This is a genomic window from Flavobacterium akiainvivens, from assembly GCF_001278115.1.
Classification (GTDB): domain Bacteria; phylum Bacteroidota; class Bacteroidia; order Flavobacteriales; family Flavobacteriaceae; genus Flavobacterium; species Flavobacterium akiainvivens.
In genome coordinates, this window is the sequence record NZ_LIYD01000005.1 from 1,312,330 (window position 1) to 1,335,817 (window position 23,488).

Here is a 23,488-nt window from a genome sequence, read left to right on the forward strand (position 1 = left end):
GCCGTAAATGTACGGATAGTCCTATACATCAAAAAACAAGGGCACCAGTTTTTTCATGGCATAATTTTCCTTTAAAAACTTATTGGTTACCTTTTTGTCTGATATAACCATGGCAGCACCAAGCGCAGAGCCCAGTGGCGACTGCGTGCTGAGCACCTTAAAGCTACTGAAATGGTGCGACATGAGTTTCATAAACACATCGTTATCAGTAAAGCCGCCATCTATGTAAATGGTTTTGATATCGCTGTCGCCAATGGCGTTTGTAATCACGCTGATTTGCTGGTTCATAAGCTCAATCATCAGTTGGTGGTAGGCCTCCTCAAAGCTGCCGAAGGCTGTAAGGCCGGCCTCCACTTCCTGTTTTTGCAGGACTCCGCCAAACTCGAAGTACACCGCAGGGTCTTTAACCCGTTTCAGATAAATATCAGCATCAAAAGTAATGTCGTGGTGGTAGCCATATTCCTTACCAAAGTATTCGCTTAGTTTTTCTACCTGCAGGCGGTATTCGTTACCCATAAAAAAGCGCGATGCCTTTACACGTTTACCGTCTATACGCAGGTAATTAAGGCAGTTGTCTTCAATATCCTTTTCGGTAAGGCTCTCGGTGCTGTACGGGTTTAGCGCAATGCTCCACGTGCCGGTAGACAGCAGCAAAAACGGCTTTTTCTTGCTTAAGATGTAAGGCAATAGTGCCGACGAACTGTCGTGTATGCCCACGCCTATCTTTAGCTTATGGTCCTGGTAGGTTGTATTAATGCTCGCTGATGTAGGCACAATGGGGGGCAAAATGCGGTCTATACCCTCGGCATATACCCAGCGGTGATAGTCTTCCCTGTCGTAATCCCAAAGGTTGGTATGGCAGCCTATGCTGGTGTATTCGCTAACCGGTATACCTGTAAACAAATAAGATAGGTATTGCGGCAGGTGCAGGCTGTATTTTATTTTACTGAAAATCTCAGGCTTACGTTCCTTTAACCAATACAGTTGTAATCCCGAATTTAAAAACCCAGCCTGTGGCGATGCCGTTTCTTTGGCAATGGCCATTTCCCCGCCGTATTTTGCGTAGAAGGCAGCGGCAGTTTCAGGATCAAAATCCTTGGTATAGTTGTACAACGGCGTTAGCGGCTGGCCTTTGTAATCAAGGTGCACCAGGCTGGCACCGTAAGACGAAAAATTTACGGTATGTATGTTAAATTCCGTTTTGGCAAGCGCGGCATCAAAGGTGTCTTTTATCCATTTGCGCAGCAGCTCAAGGTCTTCGGTTGGGTAGCCGTCTTCGTCTGCCGTTTCGGGCAGGCGCGTGTATTCACGGAACACCTCGCGGTATTCTTCGTCAAAAAGGAAGAATTTTTTATTGGTCTTGCCTATGTCAAAAACGGCGTTTACTCTTGTCATAACTATTTATATTCTTAACACTATGAGAAGCGTGCGGAATCAATATTTTGTTCAGCTCCATAGGAGCGTCATATATATAGCAAAGTTTAACCGGCTGGTAACCGAGTCCCGTAGGGACGGCATATAACCGTTTACATGCCGCTCCTACGGAGCTCCTGCCTTCCCAAAACTGTAAATGCTATAAATATAGCACCCCGTAGGGGTGCTATACTGTATCTCAAAAACTTTAAATTCTAATATTATTACAACCCTGTTGCCTTACTCGCTGTTCCCCTTTCGTTTATAAGCGCACTGCGCACGGCAAGGCTCCTGTAAGCGGCAATCGGGTCGGCAACAGCGCCGCTTTGTATACGGGCGGCTTTTAGTATGGCCCTTACATCAGTACGGTACGCATCCTGGAGCAGTTCCTGGCACAATGCCACATCGTTATCAAGCTGTGCAGCCTTAAGTGCATCCTGGTCTACCAAAAGCGCTGTGGCATAGGCAATGCGGATGGCCTCAAGCGATTGTATAAGGTCTTCCAACGGGTCTTTTATGTTGTGGCTGGCATCTATCATCCAGGCCGGGTATGGATTTTGCGGGTTGTTCTGCATACCATACACCAGTTCGTTAAATATCAGGAACAGGGCATAAGGTTTTATCGAACCCACAGTAAGATCGTCATCGCCATACTTGCTGTCGTTAAAGTGGAAACCGCCCAGCTTGCCCTTGTACATTAATGTAGCTACAATCTGCTCTATGTTGGTATTGGGCAGGTGGTGCCCAAGGTCTACCAGTGTATAGGCCCTTTCACCACAGGCATTTGCCAGCATGAACGATGTACCCCAGTCCTGAATTACAGTACTGTAGAAGTTAGGTTCATACGGTTTGTATTCTATAAACAGTTTCCAGTCATCGGGCATACCGGCGTAGATTTTTTTAAGGCTGTCTTCGGTATGAATTAAGCCTGTCTGGAAATTGCGCTGCCCCGGGAAATTACTGCCATCTGCAAGCCAAACAGTAAGGCTTTTTGAGCCCAGCTGGTCGCCTATTTTTATTACCTCAAGGTTGTGTTGTACAGCCTGTTCGCGCGAAGCATCTACAGAACTGCATAGCGAACCGAATTTGTAGCTGTTTTTGGCACCGGCCTGGTCCTGGAACGTGTTGCTGTTTACGGCATCAAAAAGGATGTCGTGGCTTTGTGCCAATTCTTTAATGGCCTTGTAATCCTGCGGGATATCCCACGGAATGTGCAGCGATACCGCACCCGCCGACTTGGTTAATGCGTGGATAAGCCCTATATCGTCAAGCTTTTGTTCTAAGGTAGAAGGCTCTCCCCCATAAGAAAAACGCCCGAAGCGTGTGCCGCCTGCGCCCAATGCCCAGCTGGGTATGGCCACCTGGAATTGGGCTACTTTGTTAATAACATCCTGCAGGTTAATGCCCTTACGGCCCAGCTTTGCCTCAAGCAGGCCAAGCTCTGCCTGGTAGGTGGCATCCTGTACTTTATTTAAGTCAGCAATATGCTGTTGGGTAATCTTCATTGTGGTTTGGTTTTATTGTTTGCCACTAATTACACTAATTTATACTAATCATTTTTATCTGAATAGCTAAAATTAAATCCGTCTAATTCGTAGCTTTTATGTATTTTTTGCCACTAATTTCACAAATTCCCAATAATTTATTTGTGCTGATTCGTGAAATTAGTGGCTGGCTTTTTAAACTTTTATCTAACGAAGGCATTTGCCATGCCGCCGTCTACATTTATGGTGTTGCCGGTGCTTTTGTTCAGTACGCTTACGCAGGCAAATACACCGTTTGCAATATCATCGGGTAAAATAATCTCGTTAAGCAGGTTGCGCTTGGCATAGTGCGCCGGTAGCTCCTCAACGCTAATGCCGTATGCTTTGGCGCGGCCCTCGGCCCACTCGCCTTCCCATATTTTGCTGCCTACAATAACACCATCCGGGTTTACTGTATTTACACGTATTTTATCTGCCGCAAGCTCTGCGGCAAGCAGGCGCGTCATGTGCTGCTGTGCAGCTTTGGCAGTGCCATAGCCCACGTTGTTAGGCCCGGCCACAAGGCCGTTTTTGCTGGCAATGTTTACAATATCGCCGCCAAGGCCCTGTTTGCGCATAATGGCAACGCCCTGCTGCGCCATCATAAACTGGCCTTTAACCAGTACGTTTTGCAGTAAATCCCAATCCTTAAGCGTAGTATCTTCCAGCGATTTAGATATGGCAAGCCCGGCTGAGTGCACTATAATGTCTACCCCACCAAAGGCAAGGCTGGCTTTTTTATAGGCTTCGGCAATAGCGGCTTCGTTTGTTACATCGCACACCACTACTTCGGCCTGGTCTTTTTTATAGGTTTTAAGGGCGGCATCAAGCGCATCTTTGCTCAGGTCGGTAAGCACCACAACAGCGCCTTCGGCCACAAGCTTATCGGCAATAGCCTTACCTATACCCCCACCGCCACCGGTAACAATAGCCACCTTACGGCTCAGCGGTTTCTCGGCAGGCATGCGCTGCAGCTTGGCTTCTTCAAGCAGCCAGTATTCTATATCAAAGGCTTCCTGCCTTGGTAGTGATGTATATTCTGTAATGGCCTCAGCACCACGCATAACGTTTATGGCGTTAACGTAAAACTCACTCGCCACACGTGCGGTTTGCTTGTCTTTCGCAAAGCTGAACATACCCACTCCCGGATAAATGATAATCACTGGGTTAGGGTCGCGCATGGCGGGGCTGTTAGGGTGCTTGCAGGTTTCATAGTACTGCTTGTATTCTTCGCGGTACTGTGCAAAAGCCGGTTTTAGCTTCTCTAATACAGCTGCGGTATCTTCTACATTTTCACCGGTAGAAAGATTCAATACCAATGGCTGAATCTTGGTACGCAAAAAGTGGTCTGGGCAGCTGGTACCCAGCGGTGCAAGGCGGTCGAGGTCGTTACTGTTAATGAACTCCAGTACCACATCGCTATCGGTAAAATGGCCCACCATACGGTTTTCGCTCGATGCCAATCCGCGCAATAGCGGCATAATAACCGCGGCTTTGTCAAGGCGTGCTTCTTTGCCCAGGCTTTCTATTTTCTGCCCGCCAAAAACGCTGCCTTTTTCCTTTATTTTTTTGGCAATGTATTCTGATGCCATTTCAATAACCTCAAGGCTGTTCATGTAGCACTCATAAGAGGTGTCGCCCCATGTAAACAGGCCATGGCTGCCCAGCACTATACCGCGGATACCCGGGTTATCGTTAAGGCATTTTTCCAACTGAAGGCCCAGGTCAAAACCGGGGCGCTGCCATGGTACCCAGCCCATGGTATCGCCCCATATTTCTTTAGTTACCTGCTCGCTGTCTTTAGCGGCGGCAACGGCAATAAGGGCATCGGGGTGCAGGTGGTCTATGTGCTTAAACGGCAGCAGGCCGTGCAGCGGGGTGTCGATAGACGGTGCCTTGCTGTCAAGGTCGTAAATACAGTGGTTAAAAAGGCCCACCATACGGTCTTCGTCGGCCAGGCCGCCGTAAACGTTTTTAAGGTCGCGCAGACGCCCGGTGTACAGCCCGGCAATACCGCTGCGGGTAAGTGTGCCTATATCGCCACCGGAGCCTTTTACCCACATTACCTCAACTTCTTCGTTGGTAAGGGGGTCTTTTTCTATTGTTTTGCAGGAAGTGTTGCCACCGCCATAGTTGGTTATCCTTAAATCTGCGCCCAAAATATTTGAGCGGTACAGGAACAAAGCCACTTGGTCATCGCCAAACGATGCAGCTTTTTGCTCGTCCCATAAATAGTCTACGTACTGAAAATTTTTTACCATTTTATTATCACGATAATTAGTGAATGTCTTAAAGAATTGGGTCAAAAATACCTTAATCAGCTAAAGGCAGTATCCTGTACCATGCTGTCAGGCAGCAAAAAATTTGTATGGCGGTTATAAGAATAATTATCAAACACTTAAGAGAGGCTTACGACATATAAAACACCTCAGCAAGCGGCGTGCTTACCGGTGAGTTATCAGGGTTGCTTTCCATAATATCTTTCATGTAGGCCCACCATTTTTGCATTACGGGGTGCGAAGGCAAATCGGCAAATGCAGCCTCATCTTCAACCAGCAGTGTACCGAAAAGCGCATTAGTGCTTTCATCCAGAAAAATACTGTAATCGCTTACGCCGGTTTGTTTTAAAAGGCTGTGCAGTTCAGGCCAAATTTCATCATGGCGCTTTTTATATTCGTCTTCATAGCCTCTATACAGCTGCATTTTAAATGCGAGTCGTTTCATGTATGTTCAATGTTTAATGTTCAGGGTTCAGTGTTTTAAAAATGGCTAAGAGCTGAAAGCTGACAGCTAAAATCTACTTAAGCGAATTACCATAACCTACCACCATTACCGATAGCAGTATGGCTAAAATGCCCAGCGTTATGGTTATTACTGTTTTCCGGTTTACGCCTTTCCATTCTTTTAGGATAATGCCCCACAGGTTGGCAATAAAGATGATAAATGCCATATGCAGTATCCACGAACTTGGGCCGTTGCCCATGCGGCTTTCGCCCATACCATAGAAGAAAAATTGCAAAAACCATGTAGTACCCGCCAGCGCACAAAAAATAATATTTGCCAGCACCGGCACATTTGGTTTGCGATAATCGCTTAGGGTTTTATTTTTAATAGCCAGGAACAGGCAGCCCACAAGGTTGCTCAGCAAACCGCCCCACAGCACTACTATGTACGTTACGTTATTTTGGAACAAGAATTCGCCATGGCCGGGGTTTGCGGCTTTCCAAAGCTCGTTAGCCACATCGGCCATGGGTTTTCCGGCTTCAAGGCCAAAATTAAAGCAGGCGCTCAGTACACCTGATATGATGGATACCAGTAATCCTAAGCCAAATTTATATTCGGTTGCCACCGATGCCCCGTGCGGGTCAGTACCCACAACCTTAAGCTGTTTTTCTTTCATTACACCGGCCTTGCCACAAATAACAATAGCTATAATACATATAAACAGCCCAAGCAGCACCATTTGCCCCCACGCGGAGCCCGCTATGGCGCTAATACTGTCTTTACCGGGTTCAGGATATATTTCATAATAAATAGATGGCAGCAACGAGCCAAACACCATGCACAGCCCAAGTATTACACTACTGCCCAACGCCACACCCAAATAGCGCACACCCAGCCCATAAGTAAAACCACCTATGCCCCACAGCACGCCAAACAAAAACGCCAGCACTATTACAGAGCCTTTAGCCTCGGCAATTATATTCCAAAAATCAGGTATGGTAAGCCAGGCAGCAAGTGGTGGCACTATAAGCCACGAAAAAATTCCGCCTACAAGCCAGTAGGTTTCCCACGACCAGCCTTTTACTTTTTTAAAGGGTATATAAAAACTTCCGGAGGCAAACCCTCCTATAAAATGGAATATAACACCTAAGAGTGCACTCATAACAAATTGGTTGTTTTATTATCGGCTAAAAGCCTGTTGATTTGGTTGCCGAAAAGTAAGGTTTACTTAAAAAACCACCATCATGTAGTGTCATGTATTTCTGCCGAAAGGGCAAAAAAAAGCAGGTAAAATTTTACATACTGTAATTTTACCCGCTACTACATAAATATATAACCTTATTTTAATTTTATAAATCCTGAGTAAAGAATTTTAAACGCAAAGGCCATCAAGCTTTCACGAAGAACACGAAGCTGTCAGGATAAACACCATTTTAAAGAACACAAAGCTTTGTGTTCTTCCGCCAACAGGCGGTTTTCTATAGTGCACTTTGTGAAAAAACCTGGTGCACTTTGTGTTTAAAAAAAATATATCCTAACCTTGTTAAACTATTACTTAAGCTTGTACACTTCGCTGCCCGCAAGAAGGAAACACCCAAGCCCGTAATCTTCAAAATCAGGTTCTTTGTTTACGGCTAACGGCTGCCCGTCTTTAGGCTCTTTGCCCGTGCCCTGCACCCAGCCTAAAAACCCGGTTGGCTGCACGCAGTCGGCCACCATGGCATTCCACGCTTTTAGCAATACGGGCAGATAGGTATCACGGTCTATAATACCTTTGTTTATGCCATACGCCATACCGTATACAAACAGGGCGCTGCCTGTCATTTCTTTACCGCCAAAATGTGTTGGGTCGTGCAGGCTTACATTCCAAAGCCCGTCTGCCCTTTGTATGGCCGGCAATGCCGAAAGCAGGTCTTTATAATCCTGCAGGTACTCGGCATAATGCGGGTCTGTCTTAGGGGTAATATCCAGTGTGCGCACCAGGGCAGCTACTACCCAGCCATCGCCACGGCTCCAGTAGCAATCTTCCCCGTTAGGCTCAGCATACGGCGGAACAAAATCCTTATCCCTCCACCACAGCTTGTCTTCACGATTGTAAAGGCCGTTTCCGCCATGTTTGTTTTTAGTGTAGGCATACATTTGGTAATTACGCTCAAAATACCTGTTGTCGTTATACAGCTTACCCAGCTTTGCATACACCGGCATAGCCATTTGCAGCGCATCTATCCAGTCCCAATCGTCTATCTTATCGGTAGCCATCATGCGGTCTATAGAGGCTTTTATATCCTTAACCCTCTCCGGATGCTTACCTCCATCAAGGTTATACAGGTCTATATAGGTTTGCCCTGCACAGTGGTTATCGGCATGGCGGGTTTCCATACCGCCGCGCAGCCCCCATTTGTGCCTTTCGCCCCACAGCACGGCATAATCATAGTATTTTTTATCTTTATCTATCTCATACATTGCCATAAGGCCTTCATAGTATACAGCCCTTGTCCACAGGTTGCTGCTGCGTTCTTTGCCACCGCCAAAGGTAGGCGCACCCGGATCCGGCCACTTTTGCATAAAGTAATTGTTAGAACGCTGCATTACTTCCAATACCGAAGCTTTGGACGGAATTTCATTGCCTGCAACACTCTTTTGCGTTTTACACGAATAAAGCACAAGGCTTAGGGCTACAACACCCGTTAATAGTATTTTTTTCATTAGATATTTCTTAATCAGCTAAGCTGTTATTTATTGTTCAGGTATTTTTCAAGTTCAGATACCGCAGCGGCATCAACCTTATCATACGTTATATTCTCTGTTTTCAGGTTTTCAACAAACTGAACCGGGTTTATGGTATCGCCAACAGTGGCAACGTGCACATTCTCCATTTCTACATTTTTAACGGGCAGCTTCTTATCGCCTTTCAACTCATAAATCAGGTGTGCCGACTTACACTCAATGTTTTTCATGTGTATGCCGTCTATACGGGTAATGCGCTCTTCATAAGTTGGCACCAGCGTGCGCCACTGGTACAGCACATCGGTATCAATTTCAAGAACACGAAGCGTGCCACCGGTCTTAATATTTTCCATGTAAATGTTTTCTACAAAAGCGCCCCTGCGGTGGTTGGTTTTTATAAAAAACAGGCGGTGCACTGTATTTGGCGCCACACAATCGTGCATGTACACATTGCGGATACCACCCGATATTTCGCTGCCAATACCCAAAAGCAAATGCCCGGCAGTAATTTTACAGTTGCGTATTACAATATTTTCAGATGGCGTATCAAGTCTCCAGCCGTCCTGGTTTGAACCTGATTTTATAACTACGGCATCATCACCCTGGTTAAACAGACAGTCTTCTACAAGAAAATTACGGCTCATTTCAAGGTCAATACCATCGTTATTATGGCCTTTTGCTTCAACATTAAGGTTGCGCACCACACCACCATTTGTCATATACATGTGTATGGTCCAAAAGGGGCTGTTTTTTATGGTAAAACCGTCAAGCAGTACTGTTTTACACCTGTTAAACTGTATAAGGTGCGGACGCAGGTTGTTTTGCCCTACTGCCATTTGCCTTTTTTCTACAGGCACACCTTCAGCCGCCATTTTGTATAACGATTTTAATGCCTCCATGTGCGGCTCCGGCCTGGGAAACCATTTTCGCCAGTTATCCATAACAGGGCTAAGGCTGCCTTTGCCCGTAATGGCTATATTTTCGCACTCAAAGGCATACAAAAGGGGCGAATAATTATAACACTCAAACCCTTCCCAAGAGGTCATTACAGCCGGCAGATAATCGTTAGGATTATCAGTAAAAGTTATAACGGCATTATCTTCAAGGTGCAGGTTTACATTACTTTTAAAATGAATTGGGCCTGTAAGCCATGTGCCGTTTGGTATTATTACCCTTCCACCGCCTGCTTTATTACAGGCCGCAATGGCTTTGGCTATAGCCTGCGTATTCTTAACTTTTCCACCTTCAACAGCGCCATACTCTTTAATGTTGAAATCCTTTTCTGGATACACAAACAGCCTGACAGAGTCCATGGCAAACGGGGCTTTTACGGCAACCGATGTATACTGTGGTACTGCCGTAGAATTACAGGCACTATAAAAAACACTTATAAGGGTAAAGGCTACTATTTTTAAGAATACTGTTTTTTTCACAACACATAATTGTTTAAAGTTGAAAATTATGCATCCCATAGTGTTTGTTTATCCTGTGCTGTCCTGATACTTTATACTTTACTTCTTTACATACCGGTTTAACGGGCACTTCTTAAGCTTCTTTAGCCCTTTTACAACCTGTTCAGCGTTAAGTATAGCGCCGTTTTTCTCGGTATGGGTATGGTCTTTAGGAAAATAATTTTTTACCACATCAGGCCCCGCTTTTTGGTAAGCCTCAATAATAAGGTCATTGAGCGGAATAAAATATGCCCCGGTTTCTGTAGCCACATCCTTAGCCCAGGCGGCATATTTGTCTTTGTTTATAGTCCCGTCCGGCTGAAAGTTATTGCGCGGCACGGGGCTGCAAATAATGGCTGTAGCACCTTTGGCTTTGGCCTCGTTTACAAATTTGCGCATGTAGTGGCCATAGCTGTACACCGTTTCATCTTTCTTAGTTATAAGATTGTGAATCTGCACACTGTCATTACCAATACCCGGCAGGGTGCCACGTGCACGGAGCGTATCATTCACAGGGCTGCCATCGTTATGGCCAAATTGTATCATTACAAAATCGCCTTTTTTAAGCGTTTTGAGAATGGCATCCCAACGGCCTTCGTTAATAAAGGTGCGGCTGCTGCGCCCACCCATGGCATGGTTTTGTATATCAAGTTTTAGGGTATCAAAATGGGTATTCATAAAGCTGCCCCACCCCCACAGCGAGTCAGACCCCTTGCCACTACCGTTCTTTACGGTAGAATCGCCAATAATATACAGCGTGGTTTTTTGTGCATGTCCCAAAGCTGTAAAGAACAACATGGCGAATATGATATGTTTAAGCTTCATTATTTTTTCTTTACAGTAATGTTGGGTTTAGGCTGTTCGGGCATTTTCTCATCTATATAAAAGCTTGCGTGCGGAGGCTGGTTGTAAGCCACGTTTTGCCACACAATGCTTAACCTGTATTGCGGGTCGTGCATAAGGGTATACAGCCTGTGTTCTGTTGGGATGTTTGTACTGAAAATCCTCAGTTCTTTATTATGAGTTGTGCGATAGATTACCTCCTCGCGCCAGTCACCAAACAAATCAACCGACAATACAGGTGTACTTTTAGTACCGTTGTTAGAAGCACAGTCAAAATCTTTGGTGTCCAGCAGCACTTTTGTAGTTCCGTTCATGTAATCCCACTTGTCTATCACGGTGCCGTTTAATATTTCGCTTAGCAGGTCGCCGTCCCAGTAAATACCAAAGTTACAGGCCGGTATATTTTCGCCTATGCGGTTGCCTTTGCTGTCATACAGGCCGGTAATGCCGGCACCTGTAACCCAGCACTCACTACCCGGGTAGCGTGGGTCTATATTAAGCGAAAGCCCCCTGCCCGGCCCCTGAAATTTATCTTCCTTACGCGATTCTACCGAGGCTATTTTCCATAATACCTCTCCCGTTTTGCCATCGCGCATGTGCATACCGGCATCGTCAAAACGCTCCTGTATATCAAATATCTCAATGCCCGGACGGGTTGGGTCAAGGTCGCCCACGTGCAGGGCATCGCCGTGGCCAAAGCCTGTGCTGTGCAGCCCCTTGCCGTTATCATTAATGGTCATGGCGCCATACACAATTTCATCCTTACCATCGCCATCTACATCGGTAATCGAAAGGTTGTGGTTACCCTGCCCGCGGTACTTGCGGTTTTCTTCCGATGTGTCTGAATCAAACAACCAGCGCAGGCTCAGCTTTTTGTCCTTAAAATCATAGGCTGCAATGGCCGTGCGGGTGTAATAGCCGCGGCACATAACCAGGCTGGCGTTTTTACCGTCAAGATAAGCCGCTGCTGCCAGGAAACGGTCGCTGCGGTTGCCGTTCCCATCACCCCAAATTTCCTTAAGCTGTTCGGGCGTAGGGTTTTCGGTATCAGGGTGGCGGGGTACTTCATACTTAACGGTATGAATTTCAGCGCCGGTACGCCCGTCAAAAACAGTAAGGTATTCCGGCCCCAGCAGTATGTGCCCGGTTTCGTTTACCCAGTTTTTAGTTGCATCGCCTATTACCTTACCCTTGCCGTCTACCGAACCATCGGCGGTTTTCATGGCTACTTCGGCAATGCCATCACCGTCAAGGTCATACACAATAAACTGCGTGTAGTGTGCGCCTTCGCGGATGTTTTTGCCCAGGTTAATGGTCCACATCAGGGTGCCATCAAGCTTATACGCCTGGAAAATAGGCGGGTCGGTAGGGCCATCGTGGCTGTTGTCGTGCGCCTTGCCGGTTTGGTGCAGTACAATTTCATATTCGCCATCGCCATCAAGGTCGGCCACCGAAGCATCGCCGGGGGCATAGCCCTCAGGTGTTTTTAGCGGGATTGACAAGTAAGCCGGTGCATTTGCCTTCAGGGTAAAACGGCTGTCATCTGCCAATTCTTTCTTCCCCGAAAGGGCTTTTACATAGTAGGTATTTTCTTTTGCCTTATCGGCTTTGGTATCTAAAAAGTTAGTGCCTTTGGTAAGTGGTTTGGCGTTAAGCTTTGTTTCTTTACCATCGGTTTTGCGGTACAGGTTAAAGGCCGTGGCCTTGTCTTCGGTACCTAAAAGCCTCCAGCTTACAAAGATGCCATCCTGCTGCGGTACTGCCACCACGCCACGTTTTAAATACTCCATATTGCGCTGTGCCAGCACGTTAGCAAAACTAAAAAGTAGCAAAAGGGTGCAAAAAGCGCCCCTAAACCGCGCTTTATGGTAAAAGGTTGTAGTCATTTTTATGTTGGTTTAGCGTTTATTGTCTTATAGAGAAACACCCCGTTTCCACGGAATAAAATCGTCCTGGTTGAGTTGTACAGCCTTGGGGATTACTTCGCCACTCGCTGCCTTAATACAGTATTCGAGTATCTGTTCACCCATTTGTTGAATAGTCTTTTCACCTTCAATCACCGGGCCGCAATCTACATCTATAATATCGCCCATACGCTTTGTAAGGCTGCTGTTTGTAGATACCTTAATTACGGGGCACACGGGGTTGCCGGTAGGTGTGCCTAACCCTGTTGTAAACAGTATAAGCGTTGCACCGCTTGCGGCTTTACCGGTTGTAGCTTCTACATCGTTACCCGGTGTACACACCAGGTTAAGGCCGGGTTTTGTGGCAGGCTCGGTATAATCAAGTACCGCTACCACGGGCGATGTACCTCCTTTTTTGGCTGCACCGGCACTCTTTATGGCATCGGTAATCAGGCCGTCTTTTATATTGCCCGGCGAAGGATTCATACTAAAGCTCGACCCGGCATTGGTAACAATCCTGTCATAACTTTTCATGAGGTGCATAAATTTTTCGGCAGTTTCCCGGTTTACCGAACGGTCTACCAGCTCCTGCTCTACGCCGCACAGCTCAGGGAATTCTGCCAGTAGCACCTGTCCGCCCAGCGCCACAAGCAAATCTGCACAATAACCAACGGATGGGTTTGCCGATATACCACTAAAGCCATCGCTGCCACCGCATTTTACACCCAGGCTTAGTTTGCTGATTGGCGCAGGCTGCCGTTCGAGCTTATTGATTTCCACCAGGCCTTCAAACGTTTGGCGGATGGCACCGGCAATCATTTGCTCTTCGCTTTGCGACTGCTGCTGTTCAAACAAAAACAACGGCTTATTAAATTCAGGGTTGTGCGCTTTAAGGTCAGCCAAAAAATCCTGCATTTGCAGGTTCTGGCAGCCCAGGCTCAATACCGTTACACCGCCCACATTAGGATGGTCGGCATAGGCAGCCAGCAGTTTACTTAGCACGGCAGCATCCTGACGGATCCCTCCACAACCGCCCTGGTGGTTCAGGAATTTTATACCGTCTACATTTTTAAACGGCCTGTTTTGCTTGTTTGCCGATGGAGACAGGTCAACATCAGCCAGTGTTTCACCCTTGTTATGGGCTTCCAGCAGTTGGTGTGTAAATTGTTTGTACTTATCAGTAACCGCATAGCCCAACTCGTTATGCATAGCCTCGCGGATAACATCAAGGTTGCGGTTTTCACAGAATACGGTAGGGATAAACAACCAGTAATTGGCCGTGCCTACCCTGCCATCTGCACGGTGGTAGCCGTTAAAAGTATGGCCTTCAAATCGTGAAACATCGGGTGCATGCCATTCAAACGCCGCATTACGGTAGGCATAGGGCTCGGCGGCATGTTTCAGGTTTTCGGTACTCATGCGGCTGCCTGCGGTTACAGGCAACTGAATTTTACCAACCAAAACGCCATACATAGTTACGGCATCGCCGGGCTGCATATCTTGCATATAAAACTTGTGCTTTGCGGGAATATCTTCCTGCAAAACATAGTCCTGCCCCTCAAAGGCAATTATTTCGCCCCTAACCAAATCAGTTAAGGCTACGATTACATTGTCGGCGTTATGTACCTTTAAAACCCTGTGTTTCATTATTCCTCAAGCATGGCAACGGCGCGAAGTGCACCGCTTTCTATATTTTTCATGTATGTTTTTACGGCGTGGGCAAACCCCGGTAGCGCAGCAAGGCTGGTTTCCCAAAGTGTGGTATCATTCAGCACAGCATCAGCCACTTCTTCAGCCGTATGGTTTTGCCACAGGTTGTAGAAATAGTCTGCCGAATCGTCTTTTATTTCATACACCTGGCCGTTATATTCGCCAAAATAGGCATTGCCTTCTTTCTTTACCGGCTTCATATACAGCAGGTAGCCTGCAAAACCCAATGCCATGTATTGCGGTACATTGTTGTATTTTTTATAATGGTTGAGCAGCAACGGCACGTTGCGCATTTTCATTTTGCTGGTGTACTGCACGGTAATGCTCAGCCACTGATGGTTGATGAACGGGTTGCAAAAACGCTCGAACGTGTTTTTGGCAAACGCCGCTTTTACCGCCTCATCAATTTCAAACGGAATGGCATTGCTTATCTGTTGCATAAGCTGTTTGGTAAACACACTGTAGTGCGCATCAGCCACGGCCTCACGGGTAAGGCCAAAGCCACACAAAAATGCCAGGCCACAGTTAAAGGTATGTGTACCGTTAAGTATCCTTAACTTTAGTTCTTTATAAAGGGTAATGTCCGGCTCAATTTTTACAGCATCGTCAACCTTATAAAATGACAGGGTTTCCTTTACTTTTTCATCGCCTTCTATTGCCCACAGGCGAAAGGGTTCGCTCATGGTAAGCACGGCGTCGGTATAACCAAGCGCATTTTCAATGGCTTCTAAATCTGCCCCTGATGGCCTTCCGGGAACAATCCTGTCTACAAGTGAATTACAGAACGTATTATTGCTATTAATCCAGTTTATAAAACCATCTTCCAGCTTGTTGAATTGCGCCAGTTGCAGCACAATGGCTTTCAGCTTGTCGCCATTATCGGTAATCAGCTCTGTAGGAACGATAACCAGGCCGCTATCAGCACCACCATCAAAGGCTTTGTAGCGCTCATATAAAAACGCCAGCAGCTTGCCGGGGAATGATTCCGGAACTCCGGTAAGCACATTTTCTTCCACATATTGAATGCCAACCTCTGTAGTATTAGAAAGTACAATTTTCATTTCCGGGTTGTGTGCACATTGCAGTATGGCATTCCAATCAGTCTTGGCGGTAAGCACACGGCTTACCGATGCGTTTATGATGTCTTCTTTAACCTCAGCGCCGTTTTCAAGGCCACGTACGCACACGGTGTACAGGCTGTCCTGCTGCACAAAATCGTCATTATTGCCGCCGGTTGATTTTACAATTACCACACGTCCGTTAAAAACGCCCTGCTTGTTTGCCTTGTCTATAAAATAATCGGGCAGGCCGCGCAGTAAAACACCGGTGCCAAATTGCAGTACCTTTTCAGGCAGGTTAAATAGTTTTTCATCAGGAACCTGTATTCCTGTATTTTTAATGTGTTGTAGGTTAGCTTTAGATAGTTGCATTTTTATTTTGCTTGTTTTAGCAGCCATTTGGCCAGTTCCTGTGCGGCTTCATAATTCTGGAAATCTTTGGGCAGCTTTTTGCCATCGGTATATTCATTATACACCCACGGGTCGCCCAGGGCAAACACAGTGCCTTTGCCATATTTAGCCACCGCCATAAGGTTGTTATTGTTGTGTGTAACAGTAGCTTTTGCAGTGCCGGTAAGCGTTAGCGAACTGTATTCTTTTATAAACAGCTTTTTAGGTGTACCAAATATTTCATGCCCGGCAGGCGTAATTACCGCACCCTGCTCATACACATCGTTCTTAACGCGGTTGTGGCTGTCTTCATTAAAATGGATGCCAAACTTATCGCTCAGCGTGTTGAATTTTTGCAATTCGGCATTGCCGCTATCGTTGGTTAACAGTACCAGCACCCCGCCCTGTTTTACCCATTCGGCAATAACAGTGGCGGCTTTTTCGTCCATAAAATTGGGGGTTGGCGTTTCTTTTTCGGTATCAGGGTCGGCTATAATATAAACAGATGCCTTGCCCAAATCTTTAGCAGTAGGCTGCGTGGTTAATGATGCCAGTTTAGCGCCCTGGTCTGTAAAGGTTTTGCCAAACCATGAATAGCCGCTGTAAATGGTGTCTTCCCACGTGTAGTGCCAGCGTTCCTGCTGGCCTGCGGCATTTTTGCGGTATTCGTTATTGTAATAGTAATCCAGCAGTACGGTATGTTCCTTTTTTACAGGTGTTTCATCTGCTACTGTTTTTTCGTTGTTCTTAGACATACATTGTGGCAGCGGGCCCATTGCAATGACTGATGCCACTGCCATAATGCCTTTTTTGTAGTTGATTTTCATATTCTTTTATTTTTGGTAAGGTGCGGTAAACACATAACTGCCCGAACCCACTTTAACTTTTACATACTTGTTTTCTACACCCAACACCTCTACATCTTTTGAGGTCGAAATGGCTTTACCCCCTTCGGTAATACCGTTTATAGCTGCTGCAGGGACACACACCACGGCCGTTGTATTAGCCGGCACCACGGCTGTTAGGGTAAGCGTATTACCCTCAATTTTCCAGCCTGAAGCCACCTTGCCATAAGGTGTTTCATAATCAGCCGAAGCATGCGTAAAATCACCACCCGGTAGTGGTTTTATCTGTATTTTTTTATAGCCCACGCCATCGCCTTCTACATCTATACCCACCATAACCCTGTACATCCAGTCGCCTATGGCACCATAAGCATAGTGGTTGTAGGAGTTCATATCCGGGGTTTGAAATGTGCCATCGGTTTTAATACCATCCCAACGCTCCCAAATAGTCGTAGCACCTTTGGTAACCGGGTATAACCACGATGGATATGTTTTTTGCAGGAGCAGGTCATACGCCACATTTGCATGGCCAAAACGGCTTAATACATGGCAAAGATAAGGTGTTCCTAAAAAGCCGGTGGTAAGGTGGTTGTTATAGCGCCTTATGTTAGCCACAAGCCTCTCTGCTGCCTGGGCACGTAGGTTTTCGGGCAGCATATCAAACTGCAATGCCAGTACATAAGATGTTTGCGTATCGCTAACCGTGCTGCCGTTAGGGGTAATATATTCTTTCAGGAAAGCGTTTTTCACCCTGCCCAAAAGCGTGGTATACGTAGCCACGTCATCGGTTTTGCCCAACACCTGTGCGGCATTAATAAGCAATTGCACCGAATGGGCATAAAAGCACTGGGTTATAAAATATTTATTGGTAATGGCCGAAGATCCATCCCTGTCGTCATTGACGCTGTAAAACAGCCAGTCACCAAAATGGTTGCCTTTGTTCCATAAATCGTTGGTACTCTGGCTTTGTATAAAACCTACCCAGGCTTTCATGCTGCCGTACTGGTTTTCAAGAATACGCTTATCGCCATACGCCACATACATATCCCAAGGAATAATGGTTGCCACATCGCCCCATCCGGCGCTGCCTTTATCCCAATCCATAAGGGTGTTGGGCACTACATAAGGTACAGCCCCATCTGGATACTGGTCTGCCTGTACATCTTTCATCCATTTGGTAAAGAAGTTGTTTACGCCCCTAAGAAACGATGCCGTGCGGAAAAACACCTGTGCATCGCCCGTCCACCCCAGGCGCTCATCGCGCTGCGGACAATCAGTAGGTACATCAAGAAAGTTACCTCTTAACCCCCACTCTATATTGTGTTGTAGCTGGTTAATCAATTCGTTTGAAGAGGTAAAGCTGCCCGTCATTTCCATATCTGAATACAGCACCACTGCCGTAAAATTTTCCGGTTTCAGTGTACCCGGATAACCTTCAATCTTAATATAACGGAAGCCATGCCATGTAAAATGCGGCTCAAAAGTTTCGGTAGCACCACCTTTTAAAATGTAGGTGTCCTGCGCTTTTGCCCCGCGAAGGCTTTCGGTATAAAAGTTACCCTCTTTGTCAAGCACTTCAGAGTGTGAAATACTAAATGTATCGCCTGCCTTGCCGTTTACCTTAACCACAACCCACCCCACAAGGTTTTGCCCGAAGTCTATTACCTGCTCGCCTTTTGGTGTGGTAAGTATCTTTACGGGAGTAAATGTTTCATGTTTTGTAATAGGTTCATTATAAGTAGCTATCAATGTATTTTTAGGGAATGACTGCGTTTTAACCCCTACCCAGCCGGCAGTGTTATAGCCCGGCAACGCCCAACCTGTTTTTTCCTTACGGGCATCTATGGTTTCGCCACCGTAAATCTCAGAGCTTAAAATCGACCCCGTAGACGATTTCCAGCTGTTATCACTCACAAGGGTTTCGGTTGTACCATCAGTATATTCTACATTTACCTGCATAAGCAGTGAAATATCCGACCCATAAATATCTTTCCTGATTCCCAACGAAAAAAGCCCGCGGTACCAACCATTACCCAGTGTTACCCCAATGGCATTGCTGCCCTGCTTAAACATACCGGTTACATCATACACCTGGTATTGCAGGCGCTTGCTGTAGCTTGTCCAGCCTGGTGTAAGATAAGCATCGCCTATTTTTTTACCGTTTATTTGCGCCTCATAAAGGCCGTGTGCGGTTATATAGGCTGTAGCCGATTTTACTTTTTTACCTATACTGAATTCCTTTCGCATCAGAGGACACGCACGCAACGGGTCTTCCTCATAACCCGGCGATATCCATTGGGCTTTCCAGTCGGCTTCTTTCAGCAACCCCATTTGCCAGTAGGCCGGGGTACTCCACCCTGATGCTTTGCCTTTGTTATCCCACACGCGCACCTGCCAGTAATAACGCTGCCCGGAAGCAAGTGCACTACCGCCATAAGGCACATAAAGCGATTGATCTGACGTTACTTTACCACTTGTCCACAGTACTTTGCTTTTAAGCCCGGCCTCATCGGTCGTTACCTTTATTTCGTAAGCCGACTGCATTACATTGCGCTTGTCAGATTCCAGTTTCCAGCTAAAGTGCGGTTGTGGCGTATCAATACCTAAAGGGTTGGTTAAACCTTCGGTTACAAGCCCTGTAATCTTTTGGGCGGTTAACAGTGCAGAACTAAGTATAAGGGCAAGAAGTAAGAGTTTTTTCATTATTAAGTTGGTTTGTTTTAAAGGCATATATTATTGTACAACTACTTTATCTACCGAGACAAAATTGCCGGTACTGCCATAGTTATTTTTCTTTTTATCGCTCCAGTTGCCCCGTTCGCCTACTACGGTAACGGTTAAGGTATATTGGCCTTTTGGCAGTTCAGGGCTTATAAATTTTAAAGACGAAACTTCATATTTAGAATAGGTGTCTAACAGTGCTGTACATACTGTTTCTCCTTTTTGGTTTTGCAATAGTACCCTTGCATGCCCGCCATCGGGGCCGGCAAGGCTGTAAAACCCTACCCGGGTTCCTGTAAACGTAAAGGTAAACGAATCATCTTTTACGTCTGATCGTGATTCCGTCCCATTTTTAGCCGTATTGTGCCAATTGCCTTTGTACATTATCTGCTTATCGGTATTTTCAATTTCCCTGCCCGTTTTTACCTCAGTAACCTGTCCTGTTTTCAGGTCAACCTGCCACACATCTTTAAACTGCGGGATAGACAGCTGCGTGCCCTCAACGGTTAACGGCTGCCACACATAGGTAGCTGACGAAGCCTGGTTAGGGTAGGCCCACCTGTCTCCCATAAACATATAGGTAGTGCCTTTTGAGCCTTCTACAGGCAGTACAAATGTGGTTTGCGAATTCCAGGTAAGCGAATTTTCAGGTGCGAAAAGCCCCCTGTGCGTCCACGGCCCGTGTAATGATGTGGCGGTGTAGTAATAATTGTCGTTACGTTCCCAGCTGGTAAGGTGCGAACCCAGAAAGTAATACATATCGCCCTTGCGTAATATAGCCGGCGACTCAAAACCTGCTTCAAAGGCTTTATTTACGTGTTCTGTAATGCTTTTGTAGTCATCGGCCAGCCTGTAAATATCGCCACCATGCAGTAGTACATAACCGCTGCCGTCTTTATCCTGAAACGTGCCCATATCCCACTTTTTTATGGGCTGTCCGTTAAAAAGCAACGGCCCTTTAAACTCATACGGCCCTGTAATTTTTTTAGCCATGGCATAGCCTGTAAACTGGTCTTTATAATTAAGCGAATCGGCATGCATATACATTACATACTCTTTTGTTTTAGGGCATTGCATAACCTTTACCCGTTCGCCTACGCGCGATGGGCCTAACTTGCCTGTAGGCTGCACCGGCAGGGCTATGCTCTCAAACTTCCAGTTGTATAGGTCTTTAGATGAATAGCAGGTAAAACCGTCAAAAGCATTGTCTTTGTCTTTGTGCTTTTCGCCAAACAGGTAATAGGTATTGCCGTCTTTAACTATACAGGCACCGTGGGCACTTACTACCTGCCCGCGGTTGTCAAACCAGGGCGAGCCGCTATAAATAGCGCTGTATTTGCCCTTTGTTTGTGCAGAAAGCGACAAACAGGCCAACAAAAACAATATGTAAAGCTTATTATTCATTACTTGCTGAGTTTAACCGGCACTACACTCACGTTCTCTAACCCCGAAGGCATTACCTCCCATCCGGAAGCGTCAAAATCTTTATAGTGTATGTTTACAAAGTTAATTTCGTGATATTTGCGCCACTCCATTTTCTTCTGGTCCATGTAGCGGATGCGGTTTGCCATAAGGTTACACACCTCAATTTCAATAGTGTTTTGGCCTGCCTTAAGATACTTACCTATGTTCAGCTCAAACGGCACACTCCATATAATACCGGCATCCTGCCCGTTTACAATAACACGGGCGCTTTCATACAATTCATTTATTTTCAAGATATAATCATCTGCTGATTTACTTTTTAAATCGAACGTGGTGCTGTATATACCTGTACCTGAGAATGATTGTGTAGCGGCATCATCTGTAAAACCTGTCCACGGCTGCGGGGCTTTCATAATTTTATCTGATGGAAGAGATGGACCGCCTTCAGTAAAATGGAGTTTCCAGCTGTTGTTTAAAACAATAGGCTGCTCTTCTTTTTCAACATAACGCCATTTTGGGGTAGCAGTATCTTTTGCATCTGAAAGCTTTACAAAAACCGACTCTCCCGGTTGCAGCTGTAGCCTGAATGTTGTGGTAGCACCTGAAGTAAAACCAACACTACCCACCTCACCTGTTTGCGGGTCAAGCAGCACAACACTCTTAGCACCTGATGCCAGGTTTACGTTGCCATTAAAAGCCTTCTCATTATGATTTACAATGTAATAGTATTTGCCACCATCAATTTTCCTTTTTATGAATTTCAGGCCGGTATCTGCCAAAACCTCACGTTGTACTTTAGCGTAAGCCAATGCTTTTTGAAGCTCATTAGCCAATATTATTTTTCCTTTTCCGATAACTATTTCACTAATAGCATCCTGCTTTTTAACAGGCTTAAATCCTTTAATGATAGCGTTGAATTTCTGTCTGTCAATATCTGCATTAAGGCCCGGCACATCTTTTGGCAGCCTTTGCAGTACAATGGTACCGCCTTCATTGGCCAACCTTACAATGCTTTGTAACGTAGCAAGCGGCATATATTCGGTTTGTGAAACCACCAGCACTTTGTAGGCAGCCCCTTTATCTGAAACCTTTATTTCACCATTTACCACCCTGGCTTCAGCAAGCATTTTATCGGATGAATAGTCTAATGAATATCCTTTTGCCTGCAATGCCGATACGTTTTCATAAAACACTGTGGGGCACAGCCAGCGGTCTATCTGGTGGATGCCAAAAGGCATATCGAGCCCCTTGGCATTATGCCAGGAATCATACACCGGCCAATAAGCCAGCACCTCATTATCAGGCTGGCCGCTTTGCAGTATGCTCTGGCAGCGGGTTATGTATTCGTTAAGACCTTTAAGGTGCGGCCACAGGCTGTTTTGCAATACAAAATTGGTAGACGCATAAAACACCCATCCCGGGAAAGGTGCATCGGCGGGCGTGTAGGTAGTGCCGTGGTAAAACACATGGTTTATACCGCTGAGGAATACCTGTTCTACCTCAGGCTTGCACTGGCTCCATGATGTTTTAAAATGTTCGGTAAGCCAGGTAAAGGTTTCGTTAGATGTTAGTGGCTTGCCCATAACGTGCGCTGCCGACGAAGCAAACTTGAGGATTGCCGTATCAGGGCCTACCTCCTGCGCTTCGGCACCGGCGCTGCGCAACCCGGGAATGTAAAACGGCGTGCTGCCAAAGGTTTCGCTTTCAGGGATATCTACCGCGGCATACAGGTCGAGCAAATTAGCCGGCGAACCGTGTGCCTGATTGGTGTTAACGGATTTTTTGCTGTGCGCCCAATCGGTAAATTTAGTGGTAAAATTCTCGAGCATAAGGGCGCTCATGGTTTCGCGGTAATCTGATTTTACACGGGCGGTAACCTCATCTTCAACAGGCTCAGTAAGATATTTTATATAAGGCTCGAGGGCGTAACCCTGCCTTTTTTTGAACTCATTAAAAAAATCAGCCGTCCAGTTGGCACCATACACCTCATAGCTGTCGTTAAAAAACGAACGCACCCCGTGATTAGAATTACCAAATGCGCTGTCAAACTTCTCAAAATAATTACCCAATGCCTTAGACGAAAAATGATCGAGCGTGTAGCCCTCGCCACCCAGTGCGGCACGTTTTACCTTTTGGCCCGTTTTGCCCACAAAGAGCGCATACACCTGCCACGTGCCACTTTGCGGCGACCAGTTTAAAGCCCCGTCATCGGTTATTTTATCGGTCAGGACTTCAGCTTTGCCGTCTTGGCTATAAGCCGTTACAGCGCTTAAAAATGCGCCGGCAGCCTTTTGTTTTTCATCGTTAACTACAATTTTTTCCTGTAATTTCTCTCCTGCCTTTATGGTATAGGTTTGCACAAACATTTTGGCTGCGGCATCTTCAACAGTAACCTGCGGGCCACCTATGGGCCAGCCCGTACCTACCGAGATATCTACCCCCATGCCGCGCGATTTGCTCTGTGCCACGGTATAGTCCAGCATACCCATCCACTTCGGGGTAAGGTAAGATATGTACTGGCTTTCATAGCCTTTGGCGCCATAAATGGGCACTATCTGCACCCCACCGAAACCGGCTGTTGAAAGCGCGTTTATCTGTTGGTTTAAACCTGCTTCATTCACGGCGCTGCCCATCCACCACCAGCGTGTCCACGGTTTGGTGGTTTGGGTAGGTTGTGGCCATTGCACCTGTGCCTGTGCGGCAAACGCCACGCTTAGGGTTAAAGCGGCAAGTGTTGTTTTAATGGTCATTTGT

Annotated in this window: 15 protein-coding genes; all 15 read right to left on the minus strand. The window is 46.3% G+C overall.

The window, feature by feature from the left end; genetic code table 11:
* Positions 1-21 precede the first annotated feature (21 nt).
* On the minus strand, positions 22-1,395 hold the full coding sequence (locus AM279_RS05920) for an FGGY-family carbohydrate kinase (RefSeq protein WP_054406829.1): 1,374 nt from the start codon (positions 1,393-1,395) through the stop codon (positions 22-24).
* 242 nt (positions 1,396-1,637) lie between these two features.
* Complete coding sequence (locus AM279_RS05925) at positions 1,638-2,918, minus strand: sugar isomerase (RefSeq protein ID WP_054406830.1); 1,281 nt, start codon at positions 2,916-2,918, stop codon at positions 1,638-1,640.
* 182 nt (positions 2,919-3,100) lie between these two features.
* Positions 3,101-5,197 (minus strand): bifunctional rhamnulose-1-phosphate aldolase/short-chain dehydrogenase, encoded by a 2,097-nt coding sequence (locus AM279_RS05930; RefSeq protein ID WP_054406831.1) that lies wholly within the window; start codon positions 5,195-5,197, stop codon positions 3,101-3,103.
* Positions 5,198-5,345: 148 nt separating this feature from the next.
* Positions 5,346-5,660, minus strand: a complete 315-nt coding sequence (gene rhaM, locus AM279_RS05935; RefSeq protein WP_054406832.1) for an L-rhamnose mutarotase — start codon at positions 5,658-5,660, stop codon at positions 5,346-5,348.
* A 73-nt stretch (positions 5,661-5,733) separates the two neighbouring features.
* Positions 5,734-6,822 (minus strand): L-rhamnose/proton symporter RhaT, encoded by a 1,089-nt coding sequence (gene rhaT / locus AM279_RS05940; protein WP_054406833.1) that lies wholly within the window; start codon positions 6,820-6,822, stop codon positions 5,734-5,736.
* 389 nt (positions 6,823-7,211) lie between these two features.
* Positions 7,212-8,366, minus strand: a complete 1,155-nt coding sequence (locus AM279_RS05945; protein ID WP_054406834.1) for a glycoside hydrolase family 88/105 protein — start codon at positions 8,364-8,366, stop codon at positions 7,212-7,214.
* 26 nt (positions 8,367-8,392) lie between these two features.
* Positions 8,393-9,820, minus strand: coding sequence for an alpha-d-galacturonidase (locus AM279_RS05950; RefSeq protein WP_054406835.1), 1,428 nt, complete (start codon positions 9,818-9,820; stop codon positions 8,393-8,395).
* Positions 9,821-9,898: 78 nt separating this feature from the next.
* A complete protein-coding gene (locus AM279_RS05955; protein WP_054406836.1) occupies positions 9,899-10,663 on the minus strand; it encodes a rhamnogalacturonan acetylesterase in 765 nt (254 codons plus the stop codon).
* The gene (locus AM279_RS05960) at positions 10,663-12,567 is read right to left on the minus strand and encodes a rhamnogalacturonan lyase (protein ID WP_082344188.1); all 1,905 of its coding nucleotides are present in this window, start codon (positions 12,565-12,567) and stop codon (positions 10,663-10,665) included. The genes AM279_RS05955 and AM279_RS05960 overlap by 1 nt, the downstream gene beginning before the upstream one ends.
* Before the next feature lie 27 nt (positions 12,568-12,594).
* Positions 12,595-14,232 (minus strand): UxaA family hydrolase, encoded by a 1,638-nt coding sequence (locus AM279_RS05965; protein ID WP_054406837.1) that lies wholly within the window; start codon positions 14,230-14,232, stop codon positions 12,595-12,597.
* Positions 14,232-15,725 carry a tagaturonate reductase gene (locus AM279_RS05970; RefSeq protein WP_054410156.1) on the minus strand — a complete coding sequence of 498 codons (1,494 nt, stop codon included), beginning with the start codon at positions 15,723-15,725 and terminating at the stop codon, positions 14,232-14,234. The genes AM279_RS05965 and AM279_RS05970 overlap by 1 nt, the downstream gene beginning before the upstream one ends.
* A gap of 2 nt (positions 15,726-15,727) precedes the next feature.
* On the minus strand, positions 15,728-16,570 hold the full coding sequence (locus AM279_RS05975; protein WP_054406838.1) for a lacto-N-biose phosphorylase central domain-containing protein: 843 nt from the start codon (positions 16,568-16,570) through the stop codon (positions 15,728-15,730).
* A 6-nt stretch (positions 16,571-16,576) separates the two neighbouring features.
* Positions 16,577-19,291 carry a glycoside hydrolase family 78 protein gene (locus AM279_RS05980; RefSeq protein ID WP_054410158.1) on the minus strand — a complete coding sequence of 905 codons (2,715 nt, stop codon included), beginning with the start codon at positions 19,289-19,291 and terminating at the stop codon, positions 16,577-16,579.
* A gap of 30 nt (positions 19,292-19,321) precedes the next feature.
* Complete coding sequence (locus tag AM279_RS05985) at positions 19,322-20,713, minus strand: family 43 glycosylhydrolase (RefSeq protein WP_054406839.1); 1,392 nt, start codon at positions 20,711-20,713, stop codon at positions 19,322-19,324.
* Positions 20,713-23,484, minus strand: coding sequence for a glycosyl hydrolase (locus AM279_RS05990; protein WP_054410160.1), 2,772 nt, complete (start codon positions 23,482-23,484; stop codon positions 20,713-20,715). The genes AM279_RS05985 and AM279_RS05990 overlap by 1 nt, the downstream gene beginning before the upstream one ends.
* Positions 23,485-23,488 lie beyond the last annotated feature (4 nt).